Source organism: Streptomyces lateritius, assembly GCF_014649715.1.
In the GTDB taxonomy this organism is placed as follows: Bacteria; Actinomycetota; Actinomycetes; order Streptomycetales; family Streptomycetaceae; genus Streptomyces; species Streptomyces lateritius.
The window spans coordinates 1-22,709 of record NZ_BMTO01000032.1 but is presented as its reverse complement, the minus strand read 5'-3'; the positions used below and the strand labels follow the sequence as shown (position 1 = coordinate 22,709).

Annotated in this window: 19 protein-coding genes, 3 tRNA genes and 2 pseudogenes; 11 read left to right on the top strand and 13 right to left on the bottom strand. The window is 72.1% G+C overall.

Features of this window, described 5'->3' with window-relative positions:
- The 4 genes from IE136_RS34865 to IE136_RS34850 form a co-directional block, all read right to left on the bottom strand.
- Nucleotides 1-1,385 (bottom strand): ABC transporter ATP-binding protein (locus IE136_RS34865; RefSeq protein ID WP_189602526.1); only part of this gene is annotated, 1,385 nt, incomplete at its 3' end.
- Nucleotides 1,385-3,118: an ABC transporter ATP-binding protein gene (locus tag IE136_RS34860; protein WP_158987049.1), complete on the bottom strand. Its 1,734-nt coding sequence runs from the start codon at nucleotides 3,116-3,118 to the stop codon at nucleotides 1,385-1,387. The genes IE136_RS34860 and IE136_RS34865, both read right to left, overlap by 1 nt.
- 105 nt (nucleotides 3,119-3,223) lie before the next feature.
- Nucleotides 3,224-4,663, bottom strand: a complete 1,440-nt coding sequence (locus tag IE136_RS34855; RefSeq protein WP_158987048.1) for an FGGY family carbohydrate kinase — start codon at nucleotides 4,661-4,663, stop codon at nucleotides 3,224-3,226.
- A 363-nt stretch (nucleotides 4,664-5,026) separates the two neighbouring features.
- Nucleotides 5,027-5,329, bottom strand: a complete 303-nt coding sequence (locus tag IE136_RS34850; protein WP_158987046.1) for a YtxH domain-containing protein — start codon at nucleotides 5,327-5,329, stop codon at nucleotides 5,027-5,029.
- 170 nt (nucleotides 5,330-5,499) lie between these two features.
- On the opposite strand from IE136_RS34850, the gene IE136_RS34845 reads away from it, so the two are divergent.
- From IE136_RS34845 to IE136_RS34835, 3 genes are all read left to right on the top strand, one after another.
- A tRNA-Asn gene (locus IE136_RS34845) sits at nucleotides 5,500-5,572 on the top strand.
- A 5-nt stretch (nucleotides 5,573-5,577) separates the two neighbouring features.
- Nucleotides 5,578-5,650: transfer RNA gene (locus tag IE136_RS34840), tRNA-Asn, on the top strand.
- A 166-nt stretch (nucleotides 5,651-5,816) separates the two neighbouring features.
- Nucleotides 5,817-5,890: transfer RNA gene (locus IE136_RS34835), tRNA-Ile, on the top strand.
- Between the two features lie 126 nt (nucleotides 5,891-6,016).
- Here IE136_RS34835 and IE136_RS34830 read toward each other — a convergent pair.
- Nucleotides 6,017-6,433, bottom strand: a complete 417-nt coding sequence (locus IE136_RS34830; protein WP_158987044.1) for an organic hydroperoxide resistance protein — start codon at nucleotides 6,431-6,433, stop codon at nucleotides 6,017-6,019.
- Between the two features lie 104 nt (nucleotides 6,434-6,537).
- Between IE136_RS34830 and IE136_RS34825 the strand changes: the two genes are divergently transcribed.
- The 4 genes and pseudogenes from IE136_RS34825 to IE136_RS36320 form a co-directional block, all read left to right on the top strand.
- Nucleotides 6,538-7,020, top strand: a complete 483-nt coding sequence (locus IE136_RS34825; RefSeq protein WP_189602525.1) for a MarR family winged helix-turn-helix transcriptional regulator — start codon at nucleotides 6,538-6,540, stop codon at nucleotides 7,018-7,020.
- 51 nt (nucleotides 7,021-7,071) lie between these two features.
- On the top strand, nucleotides 7,072-7,518 hold the full coding sequence (locus IE136_RS34820; protein WP_189602524.1) for a GNAT family N-acetyltransferase: 447 nt from the start codon (nucleotides 7,072-7,074) through the stop codon (nucleotides 7,516-7,518).
- Complete coding sequence (locus tag IE136_RS34815) at nucleotides 7,515-8,765, top strand: MFS transporter (RefSeq protein ID WP_158987038.1); 1,251 nt, start codon at nucleotides 7,515-7,517, stop codon at nucleotides 8,763-8,765. The genes IE136_RS34820 and IE136_RS34815 overlap by 4 nt, the downstream gene beginning before the upstream one ends.
- Nucleotides 8,766-8,808: 43 nt before the next feature.
- A pseudogene (locus IE136_RS36320) lies at nucleotides 8,809-9,054 on the top strand (hypothetical protein); the annotation flags it as partial.
- A gap of 71 nt (nucleotides 9,055-9,125) precedes the next feature.
- Here IE136_RS36320 and IE136_RS34810 read toward each other — a convergent pair.
- The 6 genes and pseudogenes from IE136_RS34810 to IE136_RS34785 form a co-directional block, all read right to left on the bottom strand.
- Entirely contained in the window at nucleotides 9,126-10,508 is a 1,383-nt protein-coding gene (locus IE136_RS34810) for a carboxyl transferase domain-containing protein (protein WP_158987036.1), read from the bottom strand.
- Nucleotides 10,501-11,961: an acyl-CoA synthetase gene (locus tag IE136_RS34805; protein WP_158987034.1), complete on the bottom strand. Its 1,461-nt coding sequence runs from the start codon at nucleotides 11,959-11,961 to the stop codon at nucleotides 10,501-10,503. The genes IE136_RS34810 and IE136_RS34805 overlap by 8 nt, the downstream gene beginning before the upstream one ends.
- Before the next feature lie 98 nt (nucleotides 11,962-12,059).
- On the bottom strand, nucleotides 12,060-12,200 hold the full coding sequence (locus tag IE136_RS34800) for a hypothetical protein (protein WP_189602527.1): 141 nt from the start codon (nucleotides 12,198-12,200) through the stop codon (nucleotides 12,060-12,062).
- 82 nt (nucleotides 12,201-12,282) lie between these two features.
- A pseudogene (locus tag IE136_RS34795) lies at nucleotides 12,283-13,856 on the bottom strand (sensor histidine kinase).
- A gap of 78 nt (nucleotides 13,857-13,934) precedes the next feature.
- On the bottom strand, nucleotides 13,935-15,002 hold the full coding sequence (locus IE136_RS34790) for a rod shape-determining protein (protein WP_158987028.1): 1,068 nt from the start codon (nucleotides 15,000-15,002) through the stop codon (nucleotides 13,935-13,937).
- Between the two features lie 202 nt (nucleotides 15,003-15,204).
- Nucleotides 15,205-15,780 (bottom strand): hypothetical protein, encoded by a 576-nt coding sequence (locus IE136_RS34785; protein ID WP_189602523.1) that lies wholly within the window; start codon nucleotides 15,778-15,780, stop codon nucleotides 15,205-15,207.
- A 122-nt stretch (nucleotides 15,781-15,902) separates the two neighbouring features.
- Here IE136_RS34785 and IE136_RS36530 point away from each other — a divergent pair, with 122 nt between their 5' ends.
- A complete protein-coding gene (locus IE136_RS36530; protein ID WP_189602522.1) occupies nucleotides 15,903-16,709 on the top strand; it encodes an SCO2400 family protein in 807 nt (268 codons plus the stop codon).
- A gap of 28 nt (nucleotides 16,710-16,737) precedes the next feature.
- Here IE136_RS36530 and IE136_RS34775 read toward each other — a convergent pair whose 3' ends face one another.
- Nucleotides 16,738-17,172, bottom strand: a complete 435-nt coding sequence (locus tag IE136_RS34775) for a MarR family winged helix-turn-helix transcriptional regulator (RefSeq protein ID WP_158987022.1) — start codon at nucleotides 17,170-17,172, stop codon at nucleotides 16,738-16,740.
- Nucleotides 17,173-17,264: 92 nt separating this feature from the next.
- Here IE136_RS34775 and IE136_RS34770 point away from each other — a divergent pair, with 92 nt between their 5' ends.
- Both IE136_RS34770 and IE136_RS34765 read left to right on the top strand, forming a co-directional pair.
- Nucleotides 17,265-18,284, top strand: a complete 1,020-nt coding sequence (locus tag IE136_RS34770) for an NADP-dependent oxidoreductase (RefSeq protein WP_189602521.1) — start codon at nucleotides 17,265-17,267, stop codon at nucleotides 18,282-18,284.
- 62 nt (nucleotides 18,285-18,346) lie between these two features.
- Nucleotides 18,347-18,769, top strand: coding sequence for an organic hydroperoxide resistance protein (locus IE136_RS34765; RefSeq protein WP_189602520.1), 423 nt, complete (start codon nucleotides 18,347-18,349; stop codon nucleotides 18,767-18,769).
- A gap of 146 nt (nucleotides 18,770-18,915) precedes the next feature.
- On the opposite strand, the gene IE136_RS34760 is transcribed toward IE136_RS34765, so the two are convergent.
- Nucleotides 18,916-21,462, bottom strand: a complete 2,547-nt coding sequence (locus IE136_RS34760) for a M14 family zinc carboxypeptidase (protein WP_189602519.1) — start codon at nucleotides 21,460-21,462, stop codon at nucleotides 18,916-18,918.
- Between the two features lie 133 nt (nucleotides 21,463-21,595).
- On the opposite strand from IE136_RS34760, the gene IE136_RS34755 reads away from it, so the two are divergent.
- Nucleotides 21,596-22,438 (top strand): EI24 domain-containing protein, encoded by an 843-nt coding sequence (locus IE136_RS34755; protein WP_158987016.1) that lies wholly within the window; start codon nucleotides 21,596-21,598, stop codon nucleotides 22,436-22,438.
- The last annotated feature ends 271 nt before the right edge of the window (nucleotides 22,439-22,709 follow it).

Sequence of the window (22,709 nt, the reverse complement as noted above, 5' to 3'; positions counted from 1 at the left end):
GCCACGTCGACGCCGTCGAGGGAGATCCGGCCGCCGGTGACCTCGTAGAACCGCATGAGGAGGTTCACCAGGGTCGTCTTGCCCGCGCCGGTCGGTCCGACGATGGCGACCGTCTGTCCGGGCTCCACCGTCAGCGACAGATCCTCGATCAACGGCTTGTCCGCCTCGTAACGGAACGCCACCTGCTCCAGAGCCACCTTGCCCAGCGACTCCGAAGGCCTCTCGCTCGCCGGCGAGTCCGGCTCCTGCTCCTCGGCGTCGAGCAGTTCGAAGATCCGCTCGGCCGAGGCGACACCCGACTGGACCAGGTTCGCCATCGACGCGACCTGCGTCAGCGGCATCGAGAACTGCCGGGAGTACTGGATGAACGCCTGCACGTCACCGATCGACAGCGTGCCCGACGCCACCCGCAGCCCGCCGACGACCGCGACGAGCACATAGTTGATGTTCGAGATGAAGAACATCACCGGCTGCATGACACCGCTGTTGAACTGGGCCTTGAACCCCGCCTCGTACAAGGCATCGTTCTGCTCGCGGAAGTCGGCGGCCGACTCCTCCTGCCGCCCGAAGACCTTCACCAGCGCATGGCCGGTGTACATCTCCTCCACATGGGCGTTGAGCTTGCCCGTGGACCGCCACTGCTGCACGAAGTGCGGCTGCGACCGCTTGCCGACCTTCGTCGCCACGACCACCGACACCGGCACGGTCACCAGCGCCACCAGCGCGAGCAGCGGCGAGATCCAGAACATCATCGCCATCACGCCGACGATGGTGAGCAGTGAGTTGATCAGCTGACCCATCGACTGCTGCAGGGTCTGCGAGATGTTGTCGATGTCATTGGTCGCCCGGCTGAGGACCTCACCGCGCTTGGCCTTGTCGAAGTACGACAGCGGCAGCCGTGCCAGCTTCGCCTGGACGTCCTCGCGCATGCGGTAGACCGTCCGGTTGATCACCTTGATCGACATCCGGGTGGAGACCAGCATGAGGAGCCCGGCCGCCACGTAGATGATCAGCACCCACAGGAGCACTTCGCCGACCGCGGTGAAGTCGATGCCACGGCCGGGGGTGAAGTCGACGCCGGACAGCATGTCCGCCATCCCGCCGTCGCCCTCGCGCCGCAGCCTCTCGATCGTCTGCGCTTTCGTCGTGCCGTCGGGCATCTGCCGCCCGACGACACCCGCGAAGACCAGGTCCGTCGCCTTGCCGAGGATCTTCGGCCCGACCACGGCGCCCGCGACGCTCAGCACACCGGCGACCAGCATCAGCCACAGCGCGCCCCGCTCCGGCGCCAGCTGCTTCAGCAGCCGCTTGCCCGAGCCCTTGAAGTCCATGGAGCGCTGGTCGGGGCCGCCGCCGGCCATCATTCGTCCGCCAGGACCGGCCATCAGGCTGCCTCCGCCTCGGTCAGCTGGGAGAGCACGATCTCCCGGTACGTCTCGTTGCCCGCCATCAGCTCGTGGTGGCGTCCGGTGCCCACGACCCGGCCCTCGTCGAGGACCACGATCCGGTCGGCGTCGCGAATGGTCGACACCCGCTGGGCGACGATCACGACGGTCGCGTCGGCCGTCTCCTCCTTGAGTGCCTCTCTCAGCAACGCGTCCGTCCGGTAGTCGAGCGCCGAGAACGAGTCGTCGAAGAGGTAGATCTCCGGCCGCTGCACCAGCGTCCGCGCGATGGCGAGCCGCTGGCGCTGACCGCCGGAGACATTGGTGCCGCCCTGCGCGATCGGCGCGTCCAGACCGTGCTCGAGCTTCTTCACGAAGTCGGCGGCCTGGGCGACCTCCAGCGCGTGCCACAGCTCGTCGTCGGTCGCGTCGGGCTTTCCGTACCGCAGGTTGGTGGCGACCGTACCGGAGAAGAGGTACGGCTTCTGGGGCACGAGTCCGACGGTCCGCGCGATCAGCTCGGGGTCGAGCGTCCGCACGTCCACGCCGTCGACGAGGACCTCGCCACCGGTCACGTCGAAGAGCCGCGGCACCAGGCCGAGCAGGGTGGACTTGCCGCTGCCCGTCGAGCCGATGATCGCCGTGGTCTCACCGGGCCGGGCGACCAGCTCGACCTCCCGCAGCACCGACTCCTCGGCGCCCGGGTAGCGGAAGTCGGCGCTCCGGACCTCCAGGTGCCCACGCCGCCGCAGCTCGCGCACCGGCTCGGCCGGCGGCACGACACTGCTCTCGGTGGACAGGACCTCCTGGATGCGTTCGGCGCACACCTCGGCCCGCGGCACCATCATGAACATGAAGGTGGCCATCATCACGGCCATCACGATCTGCATCAGATAGGCGAGGAACGCGGTGAGCGCGCCGATCTCCATCCCGCCGCTGTCGATCCGGTGCGCGCCGAACCAGACCACCGCGATGCTGGAGATGTTCACGACCGTCATCACGGTCGGGAACATCAGTGCCATCAGCCGCCCGGTCGCCATCGAGACGTCCGTCAGCTCGGTGTTGGCGACCTTGAACCGCTCGCGTTCGTAGGCGTCCTTCACGAACGCGCGGATCACGCGGTTGCCGGTGATCTGCTCGCGCAGCACCCGGTTGACCGTGTCGAGCCGCTCCTGCATGGTCCGGAACAGCGGCCGCATCTTCTTCACGATCAGCGAGACCGAGATGCCGAGTACCGGCACCACGGCGAGCAGCACCCCGGAGAGGGGCACGTCCTGCCCGAGGGCCATGACGATGCCGCCGACACACATGATGGGCGCGGACACCATCAGCGTGAACGCCATCAGGACCAGCATCTGGACCTGCTGGACGTCGTTGGTGGTACGGGTGATCAGCGACGGGGCGCCGAACTGCCCGACCTCCCGCGCCGAGAAGGACTGCACCCGTCCGAAGACGGCGGCGCGGACGTCCCGCCCGAGGGCGGACGCGGTCCGCGCGCCGTAGTACACGGCGCCGATGTTGCAGACGACCTGGAGCACGGAGACCGCGATCATCAGGGCACCGAACCGCAGGATGTAACCCGTGTCCCCGTCCACGACACCGTTGTCGATGATGTCCGCGTTCAGGGTGGGCAGGTAGAGGGAGGCGCAGGTCTGCAGGAACTGCAGCAGCACCAGCAGGGCGATGGGCTTCTTGTACGGTCCCAGGTGGGTTCGGAGGAGTCTTATGAGCACGGGTTCTACTATCGCCCGCACCCCTGCGCCGTTACGACTCGAATTTCCGCGAGTCGAGCCGGAACCTACGGACGCTTCACGAAGTGGAACCCTGCACGAGGCCCGTCACGACGTGAAGGCGCCCGGGTGGATCTGCTCGCGCGTGGCCACGTACTGCTGCCGCACCGCCTGACCCACCGCCAGCTCCTCGCCCGGCTCGAACAGCTGGGCCGCCGCGCCCTGCCAGGCCGGGGGAGCGGCCGGCGACAGCGCCCCGCGCGACACGCCGAGCGCCCAGGCGGCCTGCCGGGCCGCGCCCAGCGCCGCGTAGTCCGCCGGCTGGGGGACGACGACCTGCGCGCCGAAGACGGTCGGCGCGATGGCCTGGACGGCCGGCAGTTCGGCCGCCGCGCCGAGCAGGAAGATCCGCCGCACCTCGACCCCCCGCCCGCGCAGGACGTCCATGGCGTCGGTGAGCGAGCAGAGCATGCCCTCGAAGGCGGCCCGCGCGAGGTGCTCGGGCTTCATCGACTCGCGGCGCAGGCCGCTGAGGGTGCCGGCGGTGTGCGGCAGCTGCGGGGTGCGTTCGCCCTCCAGGTAGGGCAGGAGCACGAGGCCGGAGGCGCCGGGCGTCGACTTCAGGGCGAGCGCCGACAGCTCCTCCAGGCTCTCCGCGCCGAGCATCTCGGCGGTGCCGCGCAGCGCCCGTACGGCGTTGGAGGTGTGTACGACGGGCAGGTGCATGCCGGTCGCGTCGGCGAAGGAGGTGATCAGGCCCCGGGGGTCGGCGAGCGCCTCGTGGTGCACGGCCATCACGGAGCCCGAGGCGCCGAGGGAGACGACCGCGTCGCCGGGCCCGAGGCCGAGGCCGAGGGCGGCGGCCATCGTCTCGCCCGTACCGGCGGAGATCAGCAGGCCCTCGGGCGTCGTCCCGGCGGCGTCGGCGGGGCCGATGACCTCGGGCAGTACGGCCTGGTGGCCGAGCGCCAGCTCGACGAGGTCGGGGCGGTAGGCGCCGGCGCCCGCGGACCAGTAGCCGGTCGCCGACGCGGCGCCGCGGTCGGTGGTGCGGCGCACCGGCCGGCCGAGGAGCTGCCAGACGAGCCAGTCGTGGGGCTGGAGGAGCATGGCGACCCGCTGGGCGTTCTCCGGCTCGGAGCGGGCCAGCCAGCGGAGCTTGGCCACCGGCTGCCCGGCCTGCGGCACGGACCCGACGGCCTCGGCCCAGGCCTGCCGGCCGCCGAACGCCTCGATCAGATCGGCCGCGGCCACCTGCGCCCGCTTGTCGTTCCCGACCATCGCGGGCCGTACGAGAGCGCCCTGCGGGTCCAGCGGTACGAGCCCGTGCTGCTGGGCGGAGACGCCGATGGCCTGCACCCCTTCGAGCAGGCCCCCACCGGCGGCCTCGCCGAGGGAGAGCAGCCACGCCTGCGGGTCGACGTCGGTGGCCTTCGGCTCCCCGGGATGCGGGGCGTAGCCCTGCCGCAGTACGGCGCCCGTGTCCGCGTCGCAGACGACGATGCGTGTGAAATCGGCAGAGCTGTCCAGACCGGCGACTATCCCCATGGGGGAGATTCTGCCGCACGCGGGGGAGTGGAGGATCGCGCGAGGGGCGGGGGACGCGTTTTCGAACCGCCCGCCCGACGGCACCGGCGCCCGCGCCTTCACGGCGCCGAGCCTCCCGGCCCCGCCGCGGCGCCCGGCCGCGTGCCGCCAGGGCGGTGAGGCTCACTGTGCCCCGGCCCCGACGCGGTCGTATGCCGTCATGGCGATGGCGGCGCCCGGTCTTCACGCGGTGGTCGGCCAGGCGTGGCTACGCCGACGGGGAGCGGCCATCCGGCCCGTCGCGGCGACGGCCTCTGACCCCCGGCCCGCGACGGGCCGGGGGTCAGAGGCCGTCCATCGCCGACCGGGAGGCGGGGCGGGGCGTCAGGTGTTGCTCACGCCCCACTCGTCCTCGGTGACCTGGCCGTTGTGGTGGCGCAGGGCGTGGATCCGGTCGGTGACCGATGCGGGCAGCCGGTCGCCCACCTTGTCGCTCACGGCGTGCAGCGCCTTGCCGGCGACCTCCCGCCCGGTCTGTGCCGCCGACTCGGCGGCGTTGCGTACGGCGGGGTTCTGCGAGAGTTCCCGCGCCGACTTCTTCATCTGCTCGTAGCGCTCGCGTCCGGCCCGTGTGCCGATGACGTAACCGAGGGCCACTCCCACGACGAACGTCAGCTTGTACCGCACGGCGGCACCACCCTTCCCTGGAGCTTCCCTGATGTCTCACTGGTGCCCACGAGCGCCCACGGCATACCGATTGGCGGAGCACCCCCCTGCTTGCGCTAATGTATGTGTCGCAGCGAACGAGCGCCCGCTCGGAACACCCGAGGTGGGTACGTTCGATGCAAACGCAGCAATCCCCTGTAGCTCAATTGGCAGAGCAGCCGGCTGTTAACCGGCAGGTTACTGGTTCGAGTCCAGTCGGGGGAGCGCGATCCCCTGTAGCTCAATTGGCAGAGCATTCGGCTGTTAACCGGAGGGTTGCTGGTTCGAGTCCAGCCGGGGGAGCGATGAGGAAGAGGACCCTTCGGGGTCCTTTTTCTTGTGCCCGGGAACCATGCGCCACGCCGCGCGGTCTTCATGGTCGAGCGTTGTCGACCATCCGGAGCAGGAGATCGTATGAGCGGCTATGCTGCGGCAGACGGCGCGCACACATGTACGCGCCACGCCGTGAGGGGCGGTAGCTCAGCCGGTTAGAGCAGCGGACTCATAATCCGTCGGCCGTGGGTTCGAGTCCCACCCGCCCCACCGGGAGTCGTGCAGCAGGAACGTTTCCACCTCTGTGGCGACCACAATGCCCCCGGCGTGACGTACGACACGTACGACACGCCGGGGGCATTTTCGCGCCGTCGCCCGGACGGCTGATGTTCCGCGTTACTCGATGACGAGCTCGACCTGGATGTTGCCTCGCGTGGCCTTGGAGTACGGGCAGAAGGCGTGGGTCTTCTCCAGGAGGTCGCGCCCCGGCTCGCCCTGGAGGTGGTCGGGGAACTCGGCGCGCATGACGACCGCGAGGCCGAAGCCGCCGTCCTTCTCGTCCTTGCCGATGCTCACCTCGGCGGTGATCGAGGCGTCCTTGACGTCGATCTTCTCCTGGCGCGCCACCACGCCCATCGCGCTGGCGAAGCAGGCCGCGTAGCCGGCGGCGAAGAGCTGCTCCGGGTTGGTGCCCTGGCCGTTGCCGCCGAGGGCCTGGGGGTGCGCGAGCGGGAGGTCGATGTGGCCGTCGGAGCTGACGGCGCGGCCCTCGCGGCCGTTGGCGGTGGCGACAGCGGTGTAGATCGCGTTCATGGGTGGCTCTTCCTGTCCTCGGTCGATGCGGCGAAGTGCTCCGTCATTGATATCGCACAATTCAGTTGTGCACAACTGAATGGCCCTCGCGTAACCTGGAGACCATGGAGACGCTCGACACGACCCGGGACGAGGACTTCCTCCGGCTCGACCACCAGATCTGCTTCTCGCTGCACGCCGCCACCCGCGCCTTCAACGGCGTCTACCGCGGCGCCCTCAAGGAACTCGGGCTCACCTATCCCCAGTACCTGGTCCTGCTCGTGCTCTGGGAGCGCGGCGAACTCCCGGTCAAGCGGATCGGCGAGCATCTGCGCCTCGACTCCGGGACCCTGTCGCCCCTGCTCAAGCGGCTGGAGGCGGCCGGATACGTCGAGCGGCGGCGCAGCGCCGAGGACGAGCGGTCCGTCACCGCCCGCGTCACCGAGGACGGCGCCGCGCTGCGCGAGAAGGCGCTCGGCGTGCCCCGGCGGATCGCCGCCGCGACGGGGATGTCGCTGGAGGAGATCCGCGACCTGCGTGCCCAGCTCAACCGGCTGGCCGCCCGGCTCGACGAGGTCGACCCGGACGACCTGACCGTCTGCGGCTAGGGAAGCGAAACCGTAAGGACCCACCCCGGGTCACGTCCCTATACTCGCCCCATGTCCACGCTCACGATCCGGCGCGCCACCGCCGACGACTCCAAGCCGCTCACCCGGCTCGTCCGGAAATCGGCCGCCTATCGGGGCGGCTACGCCGCCATGGTCGACGGATACGTGGTGGGCGGCACGTACATCGAGCACCACCCCGTCTTCGTCGCCGTCGACGAGCGGCAGCGCGTCCTCGGGTTCTACGCCCTGCTCGTCGACGAGGCCGAGCTCGACCTCGCCTTCGTCGCCGACGAGGCGCAGGGGCTCGGCATCGGCCGGATGCTGATCGCGCACATGACGGAAGAGGCCCGCGCCGCCGGGCTCGACTCCGTGCGGGTCGTCGCCCACCCGCCCGCCGAGGACTTCTACCTGCGCACCGGCGCCCGCCGCACCGGCACCGTCCGGCCCACCGGACACATCCACTGGGAGCGCCCCGAACTGCGGTACGACGTCGCGTGACGGCCACTCGGGAGGAGAGCCGCCGCCGGGTCTTCGCGGACCTCACCCCGCTCAGGACCTCCCCGCACTACCGCCGCCTCTGGTTCGGCAACACGGTCTCCTGGGTGGGCCAGGGCATGACCGCGCTCGCGATCTCGCTCCAGGTGTACGACATCACCCGCTCGCCGTTCTCGGTCGGGCTCGTCGGACTCTTCTCGCTCGTCCCGCTGATCGTCTTCGGCCTGTACGGCGGCGCCGTCGCCGACACCGTCGACCGCCGCAAGCTCGGGCTTGCCAGCGCCACCGGATCCGCCGTCCTGTCCGCCGCCCTCGCCACGGCCGCGTTCGCCGGCTTCCACCGCGTCTGGTTCCTCTACGCGATCGTGGCCCTGCAGTCCGTCTGCGCCGCGCTCAACTCGCCCGCCCGCACCTCGATGATCCCGCGGCTGCTGCCGCCGGAGCAGCTGCGGGCCGCCAACGCGCTCAACTCCATGACGACGACCTTCGGCATGCTCGTCGGCCCCGGCCTCGGCGGTCTCGTCGTGGGCGTCGGCGGCTACCAGATCGCCTACCTCGTCGACGCCGTCGCCTTCTCCGCCGCGCTCTACGCCATGTGGCGGCTGCCCTCGATGCTCCCCGACCGGACCGGTGCCAAGCGCGCCTCCGTCCTCGACGGGCTGCGCTTCCTCGCCACCCGCCCCAACCTCCGTATGACGTTCTTCTCGGACTTCTGCGCGATGATCCTCGCCCACCCCCGTGCGCTGTTCCCGGTCGTCGCCGTGGTCTGGTACGACGGCGACGCCCGCACCACCGGACTGCTCGCCGCCGCCCCGGCGGTGGGGGCGCTCCTCGGCGGGGTGCTCTCGGGCTGGCAGGGGCGCATCCGCCACCACGGGCAGGCGATCCTCCTCGCCGTCGCCTGCTGGGGCATCGCGATCGCCGTCTTCGGGCTCACCCGCAACCTCTGGCTCGGGCTGCTGCTGCTCGCCCTCGCCGGCTACTCCGACACCGTCTCCATGATCTTCCGCAACACGATGATGCAGGTCGCGGCCCCGGACGAGATGCGCGGCCGGCTGCAGGGCGTCTTCATCGTGGTCGTGGCGGGCGGACCGCGGCTCGGGGACTTCCTCGCCGGATCGGTCGCCGACCTCACCTCCCCGGCCGTCGCGATCACCGGCGGCGGCATCGCCTGCGTTCTCGCCATCGCCGTACTCGCCCTGTACGGGCGGGAATTCCGCCGGTACGACGGGCTGAACCCGACTGCCTGAATCAACCTCCCCGCGCCGGCCGGCGGTTGACGCCACGGCACATGGACGAGCCGAGTCGAGGTTCCGCTCCGCCGAGACCCCGGCCGGCCGGAACACGTACCTGCCGCTGATCAATCTCGGCTTCGACGCCGACACCGACCTGAACGGTGACGTCCGGGGCGGGAGCCGCTGGGCCGGTGACGTGCGGGTGCCGGACGAGGCGACGGCCGTGGCGCTGTGGGCCGGTGCGAACGACGACCGGGGCGGTTCGGTGGAACAGGAGATCATCCGGGCGGTGGGGGTGAGATAGCCCCGGCGCACGGGGAGGGGCCCGGTACGGCGTGCCGTGTGATGCCTTACCGGACCCTTCCGTCCCACCCTTCACGCTTCGGAGGTCACGATCCCACGGACCACGCCCAGTTCGACCAGGTCCTGCGGGCGCAGCCACAGCTGGTCGGCGGTGGCCGGAGCCTGCTCGGGCGGCCTCTTGAGGATCGCCGCGGCGAGTTCCGGCGCGATGACGGAGAAGTAACCGTCCGGGGCGGCCCAGGTGTTGCCGGGTGCGGCCAGCGCGAGCGCGCCGCCGGAGCCGCCCTCACCGATCAGCAGCGAGGTCACCGGGACGCGGGCCCCCGCGAGCGCGGCGAACGCGTCCGCGATGGCCGGGCCCGCACCGGACCGTTCCGCCTCGGCGTCGTTGGCGGCGCCGGGGGTGTCGATCAGGGTCAGGACGGGAATCCCGAGCCGGTCCGCGAGCCGTACGAGCCGGGCCACCGTCCGGAACCCGGCGGGGCGGGTCGCGGAACCGTCCTGAGCGGCGTACGCGACGACCCGGCCGGCGTGGATCCCGAACCCGCACTCCACCCCGGGGTCCACTCCACCGGCCCGGTCGCCGCGCACGGCCGCCCGCTCCTCGAAGTACGCGTCCAGATACGCCCCGGCGCGCGGCCGCCGCGGATCACGGGCCCGGCTGACGGCGGCCCAGCCCGTCCCGGGCGGCCCGCCGTCGACAAGAGCGTGGGGCGGGGGCGCGGGTGTTGTGGAGGCGGGCCCTCCAGGAGAGGGGGCGGTGCTGGTCCCAGGAGCCGGATCACCCGACAGCAGGCGCAGCCACAGCGAGAGCGTGCCGGGCAGCTCCTCCGGGCGGACGAGAGCGTCCACGTGGCCGTGCTTCCACTGGTCCTCGGCCGTGTACGCCGCCGGGTCGGCGTCCTGCGGGCGGACCCGCGAGCCGGCGAAGCCCACCTGCGCGGAGGGGAGGGCGAGGACGACGTCCGCGCCCGCGCCGACCGTGGCCCAGCCGCCGCCCGTGGACGGGTCGCGGAGCACCGCCACATGGGGGACACCGGATTCCCGTAGCCGCACCGTCGCGGCCGCGACGCGCTGGAGCTGGGTCAGGGCGACCATGCCCTCCTGCATCCGGCTGCCGCCGGTCGCGACCAGCGACACCAGCGGAATCCGCCGCTCCTCGGCCGTGCCGTACGCGGCGACGAGCCGGTCACCGGCCGCCCGCCCGAGCGAACCCCCCAGGAAGCCGAACTCGAAGGCGACCAGGACGGCAGGGCGCCCCCCGATCGTCGCCGTGCCATGGAGCACGGACTCGTCCTCCCCGGTCGACGCGGCGGCACGCGCGCGTGAGGCGTCGTAACCCGCCCACCGGATCGGCCCGTCGGCGCCGGAGCTCTCCCCGCCAGGGACGGACAAGGGGGTGAAGTCGTCCGTCACCAGCGCGATCGCCTCGCGGGCCGTGAGTCGCTCAGCCATGGAGGGCCGCCCCCGGGAGCGACTTCTTCATCAGCTTCCCCATGTCGTTGCGGGGGAGCGCCTGCATGTAGTGGACCACCCGCGGCCGCTTGTGCGGGGCGAGCAGGTCCGCGACATGGGCGGCCAGCTCCTCCGCCGAGGGCGGGTTCGCCGCGTCCGTCGGCACGACCCACGCCACGATCCGCTCCCCGAGGTCCGGATCCGGCTCGCCCGTCACCGCCGCCTCCCGTATCCCCGGGTGGTCGAGCAGCGCGTTCTCTATCTCGCCCGCGCCGATCTTGTAGCCGCCGCTCTTGATGAGGTCGGTCGCCTTGCGGCCCACGATGCGGACGCCGCCGTCCGCCTCCCGGACCGCCATGTCCCCGGTGCGGAACCAGTCTCCGTCGAAGGCCGCCGCCGTCGCTTCCGGCCGGTTCAGGTACCCGGAGAAGAGGTTCGGACCCCTCACCTGGATCTCGCCGACGCTCTCCCCGTCGTACGCCTCGATCCGCGTCCCGTCCTCGTCCACCAGGCGCAGCTCGACGCCCCGCAGGGGCAGCCCGACGGACCCGGGCCGGGGCGGGGAGCCCACGCGGACGGACGTGTTCATGAGCGTCTCCGTCATGCCGTACCGCTCGATCACCGTCCGGCCCGTCGCCGCCGTGATCCGCTGGTGGTCGTGGACGGGCAGCGCCGCCGAGCCGGAGACCAGGAGCCGCGCCCCGGTCAGCGCCTCCACCAGCGCCGGGTCCCCGGCCAGTGCGTCGGCGAGCCGGTGATACATCGTCGGTACGCCGAACAGCATCGTCCCGCCGCCCGCGCCGAGCTCCCGGGTGACCCCCGCCACCGAGAAGGTGCCGAGGTGGCGCACCGAGCCGCCCCGCCGGAGCGGGCCGAGGACGCCGAGGACCAGGCCGTGGACGTGGAAGAGCGGCAGCGCGTGGACGAGGACGTCGTCCGCCGTCCAGGCCCAGGCGTCCGCCAGGGCGTCGAGGGAGGCGGCGATCGCCCGGCGGGAGAGGACGACGCCCTTGGGCGGCCCCGTCGTGCCGGAGGTGTAGACGATCAGGGCCGGGGACTCCGGTCCGGCGGTCTCGGCCACCGCCGCACCCCGCGCGGTCACGTCCACCGCGACGCGGGGCAGAGCGGAGAGCCCCGCGGGCAGTTCGTCGTCCGCGCCCGCGAGCACCACGGCGGGCGCGCTGTCCCCGATGATGTGCGCCAACTCACGGGCACCGGTGCGAGGGTTGAGCGGAACGGCCGGCACCCCGGCGAGCAGCGCCGCCACGACGGCGACCGCCGTGCGCGCGGTCGGCGTCGCCCAGACCGCCACCCGGCCCGCGCCCGTGTCCGAGATCCGGGCGGCCAGGTCCCCGGCGGCCGCGGTCAGTTCGTCGTACGTCAGCGCATCGGCGCCGAAGCGCAGTGCGGGGCGGTCCGATCCGGCCACCAGGGCCGGGAAGAGCGTGCTCAACGGTCGTCCTCCTCGCGTCGATTCCTGCCGAGGGGCATTCTCCCCGCGTGCCGCCCGCCGGGTGCTGCGACCTTTCTCACGCCCCGCCCGACCCACCTTCAGCTCTCCTGGGGGCGGATCGTCCGCATCCGCCCGTACGCGTACACACAGCCCGCGAGCGGCAGGTCGCTCAGGAGCGTGAAGCCGATCGCGTACGAGGGCCGCGTGACGGCGGGGGAGGGCTTCGTGACGGTGTCCACGTCACCAGTCAAGATCGCACCGGGCGGCGGAGCGCGCGGGAGTGGGCCGTACGGGCATGCCTCCCGCTCGATGAGACAGGTGTCAGGGCCAGCTGACCGTCGTCGGCGGGTCGGCGTCGTCCGTCACGCGCAGCCGGGGCCCCTGCGGGCCGGCCGCCACCTCGACCGTGATGGCCGTGACGCCCGTCCGGCGGTGGGCGGCCGTCAGCGCGCCGCGCAGGGCGGCGAGGAGCCGGTCGGCCTCCGCGGCCTCGATCAGGGTGTCCACGGCGCCGGAGAAGTGGACCGAGGGCTGGAAGCCGAGCAGGGCCGCCGCGCCGCCCGTCTCCCGCAGGACCCGCCCCCGGAAGGAGGCCGGCGCGTCGGCGGGCGGCTGCTGGAGGGCGAAGATGGTGGTCCGTACCTCGTGGATGGTGGAGTCCAGTTCGTCCACCGCCCGCGCCAGGAGCGCGTTCTCGTCGGACTCGGACTCGGACTCGGACTCGGACTCGGACTCCGACCCGGACCCGGACTCCGACCCGCACCCGGAGGTGGACCGGGATCCGAACTCGGGGGACTCGGCCGCCGCTCGTCGCCGCGTCGACTCCAGCATCATCTCCGTGGCGAACAGCCGCTGGACCACGAGATCGTGCAGGTCGCGGGCGATCCGGTCGCGGTCCTCGTACACGGCCAGCCGCTCCCGGTCGTGCTGCGCGTCGGCGAGGACCAGCGCCAGCGCCGCCTGGGAGGCGAACTGCGAGGCGAGCAGCCGGTCCACCGCGGTGTACGGCCTCCGCCCCGCCGCCGGGGGAGGGCGAGGGTGCCGATGAGCCGGCCGCCGCTCTGCAGCGGCAGCATCATCGAGGGGCCGAACCGCGACCGTACGTGTGTCGTCATCCGTGGATCGGTCGCCGAGTCCTCCACGAAGACCGGTTCCCCGCCGAGGAGTTGAGTGAGGACGGGAGATCCCGGCGCGATCGACGTGCCGACCAGGTCGCCCGGGTCGTCCACCGTCGAGGCGGCGACGATCTCCATCCCGCCCTCGGGGGTGGGCTGCAGGACGACTCCGGCCGAGGCGTCCGCGAGCAGCCGGGCCTGCTCGGCGACCGTCATCAGGGCGTCCGCCGCCGGCTCTCCGGTGAGCAGGGCCGTCGTCACCGCCGCCGCGCCCTCGATCCAGCGCTCGCGCTGACGGGCGGTCTCGTAGAGCCGGGCGTTGCCGATCGCGATCCCGGCCTGCGAGGCGAGTATCCGCAGGAGTGCCAGATCCGCCTCGGTGAAGGATCCGCCACGCTTCTCGGTCAGGTAGAGGTTGCCGAACACCTCTGTGTGCACGCGGATCGGGACGCCGAGGAAGGAGCGCATCGGCGGGTGGCCCTCGGGGACGCCGCCGGAGCGCGGATCGGCCGTCAGGTCGTCGAGCCGGAGCGGCTGCGGTTCCTGGACCAGGAGGCCGAGGAGACCGGTGCGCCCGTCGGGCAGCCGGGCGATCCGCTGCCGTTCGGCGTCGGTCATCCCGGCCGTGAACAGTTCGGTGAGCCGGTGGCGCTCGGGGTCGACCACCCCGAGCGCTCCGTAGCGCGCCCCGGTCAGTCCGGTCGCGGCGTCCACGATGCGCTGGAGAGTGGCCCGCAGTTCGAGGTCGGTCCCGACGCTCAGGACCGCTTCCAGCAGCATCGGGAGGCGGGGAGCGGGCCCGCCCCGGCCGGAGAGCGGCATGACCACATTGTCGTACAAAACGGAACAGTGTCGCACTCATGCCGATGCCGATTCCGAATCCGAATCGGATTCGGACAGCGGGTCGAGGACCATCGGCTGGATCTTGCCCTCCAGCATGGCCCCGAGGCCGAGGATGGCGCACACGTCCGGCCGTTCGGCGATGTGCACCGGCATCCCGGTCGCCTCGCGCAGCATCTGGTCGAGCCCCGGCAGCAGCGCGCTGCCGCCGACCATCATGATGCCGCGCTCGGCGAGGTCGGCCACCAGGTCGGGCGGGCACTCGCGCAGGATCTTGCCGATCCCGTCGAGCACGGCCGTCAGCGGGGTGTGGATCGCGTCCCGTACGGCGGCGGTGTCGACGGTCACCGAGCGGGCCAGGCCCGTGGCCACGTCCCGTCCGTGGATCTCCGTGGAGGACGGACCGTCGAGGGTCAGGCCGTTGCCGTGGAGGGCGAGTTGCAGCGGGCGCACGGACTGGCTCGGCAGCATCAGTTCGTGCTCGTGGCGCAGGTGCTGGATGACGGCGTGGTCGATCGCGTTGCCGCCGACCGGGATGCGCTCGGCGGTCACGATCGAGCCCAGCGAGAGCACCGCGACCTGCGTGGTCGCCGCCCCGCACACCATGATCATGGTCGCGGTCGGCTGCTCGACCGGGAGTCCGCAGCCCACCGCCGCCGCGATCAGCGTGTCGACCAGCTCGACCCGCCGGGCGCCGAGCCCGACGAGGGTCTCGACGGCGGCGCGCTGGGCGAGCGGGTCACTGTCGTGCGGGGTGCAGGCGGCGGCACGCAGCCGGGGCTTGCGGCGCAACTGGCGGCGGAGCTTCTCGCCGAGCAGAAGACGGAGCATCCGCTGCGCCATGTCGATGTCGACGACCGTGCCGCCGGAGACGGGTCGGACGACGCGGATGTAGTCGGGGGTCCGGCCCGTCATCTTCTCGGCGAGGGCGCCGACGGCGATCAGCGCGCCGGTACGGGTGTTCACGGCGGCGACACTGGGCTCGTCGACGACGAGTCCGGAGCCCTTGACGAAGACCCGGGTCCGCGCGGCCCCCAGGTCGACGGCGACATGGCAACGGCGCAGCTGCTCAAGACTGACGGTCACGGCAGTTCCTCCGGAGTGCGGTGCTGGCACAAAGCGAGGTGGTGCGGGTACACGCGGGGCCTCGGACGCTCGAGTACCCGGGGTGATCGGGGTACGGGAGTACTCGGCGTGCTCGGGGCACCTGTTCGCATCGTGCGTTTCCGCGGGGCGCGGCGCGCGCTGGAATCCGCCGCCCGGGGGGCGCGGAGCGGCTGACGCCAGGTCAGAGGAGGCGCTGGAGCAGACCCCAGGTGAACTCGGCGGCGCGCGGCGTTCCGTCGGGCAGCGTGAAGTCGAGCCGCAGCCGGGTGGGCGCGCTGCCGTCGCGGACGCGGGCCGGCGGGAAGGCGTTGCCGACCTCGGCGAGGGTGCAGCTCCAGGGCCGCAGGTCGGCCTCGGTGCGCAGCCCGGGGCCGGGGTGACCCGGGGCGCGCACCAGGCCGCTGCCCCACACGTGGGGCGGGGTGCGGCGGTCGAGCGGGCCGATCAGGACCTCCCAGCGCAGCTCGGGCCAGAGGGGGAGGTCCCACTGGAGGATCTCGGAGTCGAACTCCGCCACGGTACGGCGGGCCACCGGCTCACCGAGGACCGAGCGGTAACGCCTCAGCTCGCCCGGACCCCGGCGGGCGTGCGCCCACGCCTGCCAGCGCCGATTCGCCTCGCGCAGCTCGGACCGGGTGGCGCCGAGCTCCCGTACGGCGTCCTCGACCAGACCCGGCTGGTGGTCGGCCATCCGGCGCAGCAGCACGAGCTGGAACTCCAGCGGCCCGAACGGCGTGCCGGAGGCGTCTGAGGTCATGAGCCCATCCTGCCCGAAGCGGGAGAATCGCGACGGCGCGCCGTGGACCTGGGGTTTCCTCACAGGATCCTCACGTTCACGGCTACCTCTGCTGTCCGGGGGACACGTAGCCTGCGGGCGCCATGGACTACTGCCATCAGTGCCGACGGCATCTCAACGGAGCCCTGGCCTGTGCGGGGTGCGGAACCCCCGTGGAGGAGCTGCGGTACGAAACCCCCCAGACGACCGAGTACGGGGCGGCGGCCGAGCACGTCTACGAACTGGACCTGGTCGAGCCCCCGCGCCCCGCACCGGGAGGCCGTCGTGCCGCGCGCCGCGCCGCCGTCGGGCCTGCCGCGTCCGGGCGGGCCACGTCGCGCAAGGGCCGGCGTGCGCGCAGCCGCCGGGGCCGGAACGTGCTGGTCGGCACCCTCGGGCTCGTCCTGGCGGCCGGGACGCTGAGCCTGGCGAAGGTGGCTCTTGAACCGCCGAACGAGGGCGGCGCCGCCACCGCCGTACGGGAGGAGGAGGTCGTCGAGACCTCGCTGCCGCCGGTGCCCTCGGAGACCTCGGCGCCGTCGGACGGGCCGAGCCCGGTCGACGGGCCGGCCTCGGTCCGTCCGACGGTTTCGCGCGGCGCGACGGGGGCGGACTCCGCCGGATCGGGCTCGGGATCGGGCTCGGGCTCCGGTGTGGCGGGGCCCGGTGGGGCGGGCAGCGGTAACGCCCAGGGCTCGGGCGACGGCGCGCCGGGGCCGTCGGAGGAGGCCACGCCGTCGGGCTCGCCGTCGGCCTCGTCGTCGGAGACCGGTCCGACGCCGAGCGAGAGCCCCTCGCAACCGGGCGCCACGCCGACGGGGCCGCCCGATGGCGGACCCACCACGCCGCCCCCGCCGACGCGCACCCCGGAGCCCACCAAGAGCACCTGCGTCCTCTTCTGGTGCTGGTAGGCCCTCCGGCTCTCCGGTGCGGCGGCGCCTACGCCATGTCCTCGCCCAGCATCCGCTTCAGCAGGTCTCGCAGCAGGGTGCGCTCGACCTCCGTGAGCTGACCCAGCGGCTCGCGCGCGAAGTCCAGCGAGTCGCGCAGCCGGCGGGCGGTGTCCCGTCCCTCCGGCGTGGTCGCGGCCAGCTTCACGCGCCGGTCGGCCGGGTCGGGGCGCCGCTCCACGAGGCCGCGGGATTCGAGCCGGTCGACGATCCCCGTGACGTTCGACGGCTCGCACTTGAGCTTCTGGGCGATCTTGCGCATCGGGACCGGCTCCAGGGAGAGCAGGCCGAGGACCCGCGCCTGGGCGCCGGTCAGCGAGTGCTGCGCGGCCGCCTGCTCGTACTCCTCGTAGTAACGCGCCACGACCGTGCCGATCAGCTCGACGACTTCGAGGGTCAGGGGGTCTGTGCGTGAGGTGGCCATGGGGCTCATCGTACCCAGATACTTGACAACATGAAATATCCAGAGGCATGGTTGTTTCAGGTAGTGAAGTAGTTTTCCAGGAGGCTGTGCACATGTCCGTACTTCCCGCGTCCAGCCGTGAATGGCACCTCGTCGCCCGCCCCCACGGCTGGCCCACTCCCGCGGACTTCGCCCTCCGTGAGACCGCCGTCACCGAACCGGCCGAAGGCCGTGTCCTGGTGCGCAACCTGCACTTCTCCGTGGACCCGTACATGCGCGGCCGGATGAACGACGTGAAGTCGTACATCCCCCCGTTCAAGCTCGACCACCCCATGGACGGCGGCGCCGTCGGTGAGGTCGTCGCGTCGAACGCCGAGGGCTTCGCCGTCGGCGACCACGTCCTGCACGGCCTCGGCTGGCGCGAGTACGCCGACGTGCCCGCCCAGCACGCCACCAAGGTCGACCCCGACCTGGCCCCGCTCTCCACGTACCTCGGTGTGCTCGGCATGACGGGCCTGACCGCCTACGCCGGTCTCTTCGAGGTCGCCTCCTTCAAGGAGGGCGACGCCGTCTTCGTCTCCGGCGCGGCCGGCGCGGTCGGCAGCCAGGTCGGCCAGATGGCGAAGCTCAAGGGCGCCTCCCGGGTCATCGGCTCCGCCGGATCCGACGACAAGGTCAAGCTCCTCGTCGAGGAGTACGGCTTCGACGCCGCCTTCAACTACAAGAACGGACCCGTGCGCGACCAGCTGCGCGAGGCCGCCCCCGACGGCATCGACGTCTACTTCGACAACGTCGGCGGCGACCACCTCGAAGCGGCGATCTCCTCGCTCAACGTGCACGGCCGCGCCACCATATGCGGCATGATCGCGCAGTACAACGACACCGAGCCGGTCCCCGGACCGCGCAACATGGCCATGATCATCGGCAAGCGGCTGCGCCTCCAGGGCATCCTCGTCGGCGACCACTACGACCTGCAGCCGCGCTTCGTCCAGGAGGTCGGCGGCTGGCTGCGCTCCGGCGAGCTGAAGTACGGCGAGACCTTCGTCGAGGGCATCGAGAACGGCGCGGACGCCTTCCTCGGCCTGCTCCGCGGCGAGAACACCGGAAAGATGATCGTTTCGGTGACCGGCTAGTCTCTCCTCAGCCGTCGCGATCGTGGGCGCGAGTCGCGGCGAACCAGCAGAAGGAAGACCAGATGTCCATTCAGCAGTCCGACGTCCTGTACACCGCCGTCGCCACCGCCGAGAACGGGCGGGACGGCCGGGTCGCCACCGACGACGGTCAGCTCGATGTCGTCGTCAACCCGCCCAAGGCCATGGGCGGCTCCGGCGCCGGCACCAACCCCGAGCAGCTCTTCGCCGCCGGCTACAGCGCCTGCTTCCAGGGTGCGCTCGTCGTCGTGGCCCGCAATGAGAAGGCCGACATCACCGGCTCGACGGTCACCGCCGAGGTCGGCATAGGCAAGAACGACGACGGCTTCGGCATCATCGTCAAGATCTCGGCGACCATTCCGAACGTGGACGTCGAGACCGCCAAGAGCCTGCTCGAGAAGGCCCACCAGGTCTGCCCGTACTCCAAGGCGACCCGCGGCAACATCACGGTCGAGCTGGCCGTCTGAGTTGCGCGTAAGCTAGGAGAAGGCCGCACCCCGACCGACCGGGGTGCGGCCTTTTCCGTCTGCTTTCGTCCGCTGTCGTGGGCCCGCTGCCCGCTGCCCGCTGCCCGCTGCCCGCTGCCCGCTGCCCGCTACCGGGCCTACCGGGCCTACCGGGCCTGCCGTCCGGCCAGCAGAGCCCGTCCGACCTGCGCGAACACTCCCTTCGGGTGGTCACGGAAGAGCGGCTCCGTACCGAAGAGGACCACCGGGGCGCCCTGGGCCGCCGTACCGCTGATCACCGACGCCTTGCCCGCCGCGTCCGCCGGACCGCCCCGGCCGTCCGGTCCGGTGGCCCGCCAGTGCCCGGAGACGAGCGGAACGCCCGTCCCGTACGCCTGGTCGACCCGCACTCCGGCCCCCAGCTCCGTGAACCACAGCGGGGAGTAGACGAAGGTGTGCGCCGGGGCGCCGCCGGTGATGGCGCCGCCCCCGTTGCGGACCGCGACCACCCCGTTCGCGTCCCCGTTGCCCTCCACGGCCGTGACCGGCAGCAGCCCCGCCGCCGCGTTGAACGCGGCGCCCACCGCGCCGACACCCACCACACCCACCCTGCCGGCCCGCAGCGCCTCCCGCGCGGCCGGGGTGAGCAGCCCGTGATCCAGGCCCCGTGAGACGAACAGCACATCGGCGTCCGACCAGTCGAAGCCCGCGTTCAGGACCTCCGTCGACACCGGAACCACCTCGAAGCCCATCTCGCGCAGTGCGAACACCTCGCCCGCCGAGGCCGAGGCCGCGACCCGGATCCGCTTCAACGCCGCCGTGCCCGGCTCCTGCCCGGCCCGCCCCTTCGTGGCCCGGAACGCCACTCCGAACCGGTCCGCGAGGACCCGCGCCGTACCCCGGGCGGACCCCGGCACGAGCGCCGACCCGTCCGCCGTCCGCCGCACCTTCACCCCCTGGGCGAGCAGCGCGTTGACCGCCGCCAGCTCTTTCGGATCGTCGAGCCGCAGCAGCAGGTCCCCGTGCGGGGCGACCGAACCTGTCGGCGCTGCGGCATGGACGGTGCGCACCGCGACGGGCAGCGGGCCGCCGCCGACCTTCTTCACCGTCGCACCCCACAGCAGCCCGAGGCTCCAGCCCGAGATGTCGTACATCGTCGACACGTCCGCGCTGATGTCCCGGCCCTCCGCCAGGATCACGTTCGCCATCCCGCGCTTCGGCTGCCGCAGATCGACCACGTACGAGCCGTCGGCCGCCCGCCCGACCCGTACGTCGTTGGCGGCCAGATGGTCCACGAGCCGGGCCGCCGCCACCGCCGACCTCTGTGAGCGGCCCGCCGAAATCACGTACCCCCGCGGAAACGACGTCGTGTAGACGTCCTCCGGGCCGATCCCCGGCACCCCGGGCACGGTCTCCTCGGACACCGGCCGCTGCGCCTCTCCGGCCGCGCCCCGCCGAAACGTTTCGATCTGGTCGGCGATCAGAGACGCGCGGTGGGCGAAGGTGTGGTCGAGCGTCGCCCGCATCGCCGCGCCCGCGATGTCGACGTTGATCGCGGCCCGGCGGCGCAGCTCGGCCTCCGGCAGCGTGTCGTAGGCCCGGTTGTTCACGGTCATCGGGAACTCGATGGTGTGCGCGGCCACCGCGCCCTGGAACGGCATGTACTGCGGTGTGAAGATCGGCGGCCAGTCGTCCCAGCCTTCCTCCTCGTCGCGGAAGGGGATGACCGCCGGCCGCACGCCGTCCTCGGCCTCCGTGTAGCCGAGGCCGTTGACCGCCTTCTCCATGCCGAGCGCGTTGGCGTAGGAGTTCTTCAGGAAGAGGTCGTACTCGTAGTTCTCACCGTGCGGCGGGGTCGTCGGCTCGATCAGCGTGCCGTTGACGTACCCGTGCAGATCGAGCATCACCGCCGGCTGCTTGTCGATGGCGATCCGCCGTATCGCCCGGGCCTCGGGCTGCGAGGCGGTGATGAAGTCCCGGTTGAGGTCGAAGCCGTCGCCGTTGGCGCGGGTGCCGGCGATCCGGCCGTCGGGGTTGGCGGTCACGTTGAGGTAGACCCGCGTCGTCGCGAGCAGTCCCGCCGTCTTGCGGTCGGTGGCGGTCGCCAGCTCCTCGATGAGCTCCAGGGCCGCGTCCGTGCCCTCCCACTCGTTGCCGTGGATGTTGTTGTTGATGAAGACGGGCGTCTTGTACGCGGCCTTGATCCGCGAGTCCTTGGCGGCCACGGCGGGCGCGTTCTCGATCCGCTCCCGCATCCGCTCCTGCTCGCGGGCCTGCCGCGCGCTCTCCGGCGCGGTGACCGTGACCAGATACAGCTCGTGCCCGCCGGCCGACCGCCCGGCCACCTCCACGCTCACCCGGTCGCCCAGCTTCTGCAGGGCGTTGAGCCGCGGGGCGAGCGAGTGGTACGGCGCGAGGCCGAGCTTGATCGACTTGTCGGCGGGGTCGGCGGGAGGGACGGCCAGCGTGGTCCGGCGCGGATAGCCGCCGTCGCCCCGCGGTCCCGATTCGGTCGTGACGAGGCCGCCCCGCGCGCCGGCCGCGCCCGGGGCCCGGGGCGGCGCGGCCGTGTCGTCGCGTCCGGCGCCTTCCCGTACGGGACGCGGATCGCGGGGCCCCGGCGGGGAAGCGGCGCTCGCGGGCAGGGAGGTGAGGAGAAGGGCACCGAGGGCGGTGCAGGCGGCGGTGAGCAGGACGGGACCGGGTTTCGCCATACGTACGCAACCTCCGTAGGTGATCGGCCGTGACCGACGCGCGATCGGTGCCGTGATCAGTACGGAGCGGTCTACCGTCTCAACCCGGGAACAACAAGAGGGCCTCGCGCGGCGCCCGGTTAGGGTGATCCTCATGCGCGATTTCGGGGCTGGTTTCGGTTACTTGGTACGAGGTCAGAAGTGGGTGGGCCGGCACGGCCGGTGGTTCGGCTTCGGGCTGCTGCCCGGGCTCGTGACCCTGGTCCTCTACGTGGGGGCGCTGATCGGCCTCGGCTACGGCGCCGACGACCTGACCGCCTGGGCGACCCCGTTCGCCGACGACTGGAGCTCGCCCTGGCAGGGCATCCTCCGGGGCTTCTTCACCGCCTTCGTCTTCGCCTTCGGTCTCTTCCTCGCCGTCATCACCTTCACCGCGGTGACCCTCCTGGTCGGCCAGCCCTTCTACGAGTCGCTCTCCGAGCAGGTCGACCGGACCGAGGGCGGTGACGTCCCCGAGTCGGGTCTGCCGCTCTGGCGCGAGCTGTGGATCTCGGCGCGCGACAGCCTCCGGGTCCTGTTCCGGGTCGTGCTGTACGGCGTCCTGCTCTTCGCCTGCGGCTTCATCCCGGTGATCGGGCAGACGGTCGTCCCGGTGATCGGCTTCTGCGTCTCCGGCTTCTTTCTCGCCGAGGAGCTGACGGCCGTCGCCCTTCAGCGCCGGGGCGTCGAACTGAAGGAGCGCCTCGGTCTGTTGCGCGGCCGGCGGATGCTGACTCTGGGCTTCGGGGTGCCACTGACGCTGGCGTTCCTGGTGCCGTTCGTGGCGGTGTTCCTCATGCCGGGCGCGGTCGCGGGCGCCACCTTGATGGCCCGGGACCTGACCGGCGAGGCGGGTGAAGGCCAGGACGGCGACGACCGGACAGACGCCCGTCGGCCCGGCGGTGATCAGCCCGGTGGCACGAACTGGACCAAGCCGCCGCACGTCACCAGCCGATAGGGCCTGAGAGGCCTGAAGGGTCTGAGAGAAGGAATTCCCGTCAGGCGGCAACCCCTCCCCTTCCTGTGGCGACCAGGAGTCGCGAGATCTCCCCCACAGAAGGAAGACGTGTCATGACTCCACGAGCTGAACAGCGCGTACGACACCGTCGGCGGGTCGGCCGCCGCCGGGCGCTGATCGGTGGTCTGGCCGCCCTGGGCGTCACGGGTACCGCCGTCGTCGCCGGCGGCCTGCTGTCCCCGGCCGGCGCGGCGACGGCCTGGCCCGAGGC

What these genes read in the sequence shown, in the direction of transcription:
- IE136_RS34855 (WP_158987048.1), bottom strand. Translation starts at nt 4,663, where the DNA reads ATGGGGATAGTCGCCGGTCTGGACAGCTCTGCCGATTTCACACGCATC.
- IE136_RS34830 (WP_158987044.1), bottom strand. Translation starts at nt 6,433, where the DNA reads ATGAACGCGATCTACACCGCTGTCGCCACCGCCAACGGCCGCGAGGGC.
- IE136_RS34825 (WP_189602525.1), top strand. Translation starts at nt 6,538, where the DNA reads ATGGAGACGCTCGACACGACCCGGGACGAGGACTTCCTCCGGCTCGAC.
- IE136_RS34820 (WP_189602524.1), top strand. Translation starts at nt 7,072, where the DNA reads ATGTCCACGCTCACGATCCGGCGCGCCACCGCCGACGACTCCAAGCCG.
- IE136_RS34810 (WP_158987036.1), bottom strand. Translation starts at nt 10,508, where the DNA reads ATGGCTGAGCGACTCACGGCCCGCGAGGCGATCGCGCTGGTGACGGAC.
- IE136_RS34785 (WP_189602523.1), bottom strand. Translation starts at nt 15,780, where the DNA reads ATGACCTCAGACGCCTCCGGCACGCCGTTCGGGCCGCTGGAGTTCCAG.
- IE136_RS36530 (WP_189602522.1), top strand. Translation starts at nt 15,903, where the DNA reads ATGGACTACTGCCATCAGTGCCGACGGCATCTCAACGGAGCCCTGGCC.
- IE136_RS34775 (WP_158987022.1), bottom strand. Translation starts at nt 17,172, where the DNA reads ATGGCCACCTCACGCACAGACCCCCTGACCCTCGAAGTCGTCGAGCTG.
- IE136_RS34770 (WP_189602521.1), top strand. Translation starts at nt 17,265, where the DNA reads ATGTCCGTACTTCCCGCGTCCAGCCGTGAATGGCACCTCGTCGCCCGC.
- IE136_RS34765 (WP_189602520.1), top strand. Translation starts at nt 18,347, where the DNA reads ATGTCCATTCAGCAGTCCGACGTCCTGTACACCGCCGTCGCCACCGCC.
- IE136_RS34760 (WP_189602519.1), bottom strand. Translation starts at nt 21,462, where the DNA reads ATGGCGAAACCCGGTCCCGTCCTGCTCACCGCCGCCTGCACCGCCCTC.
- IE136_RS34755 (WP_158987016.1), top strand. Translation starts at nt 21,596, where the DNA reads ATGCGCGATTTCGGGGCTGGTTTCGGTTACTTGGTACGAGGTCAGAAG.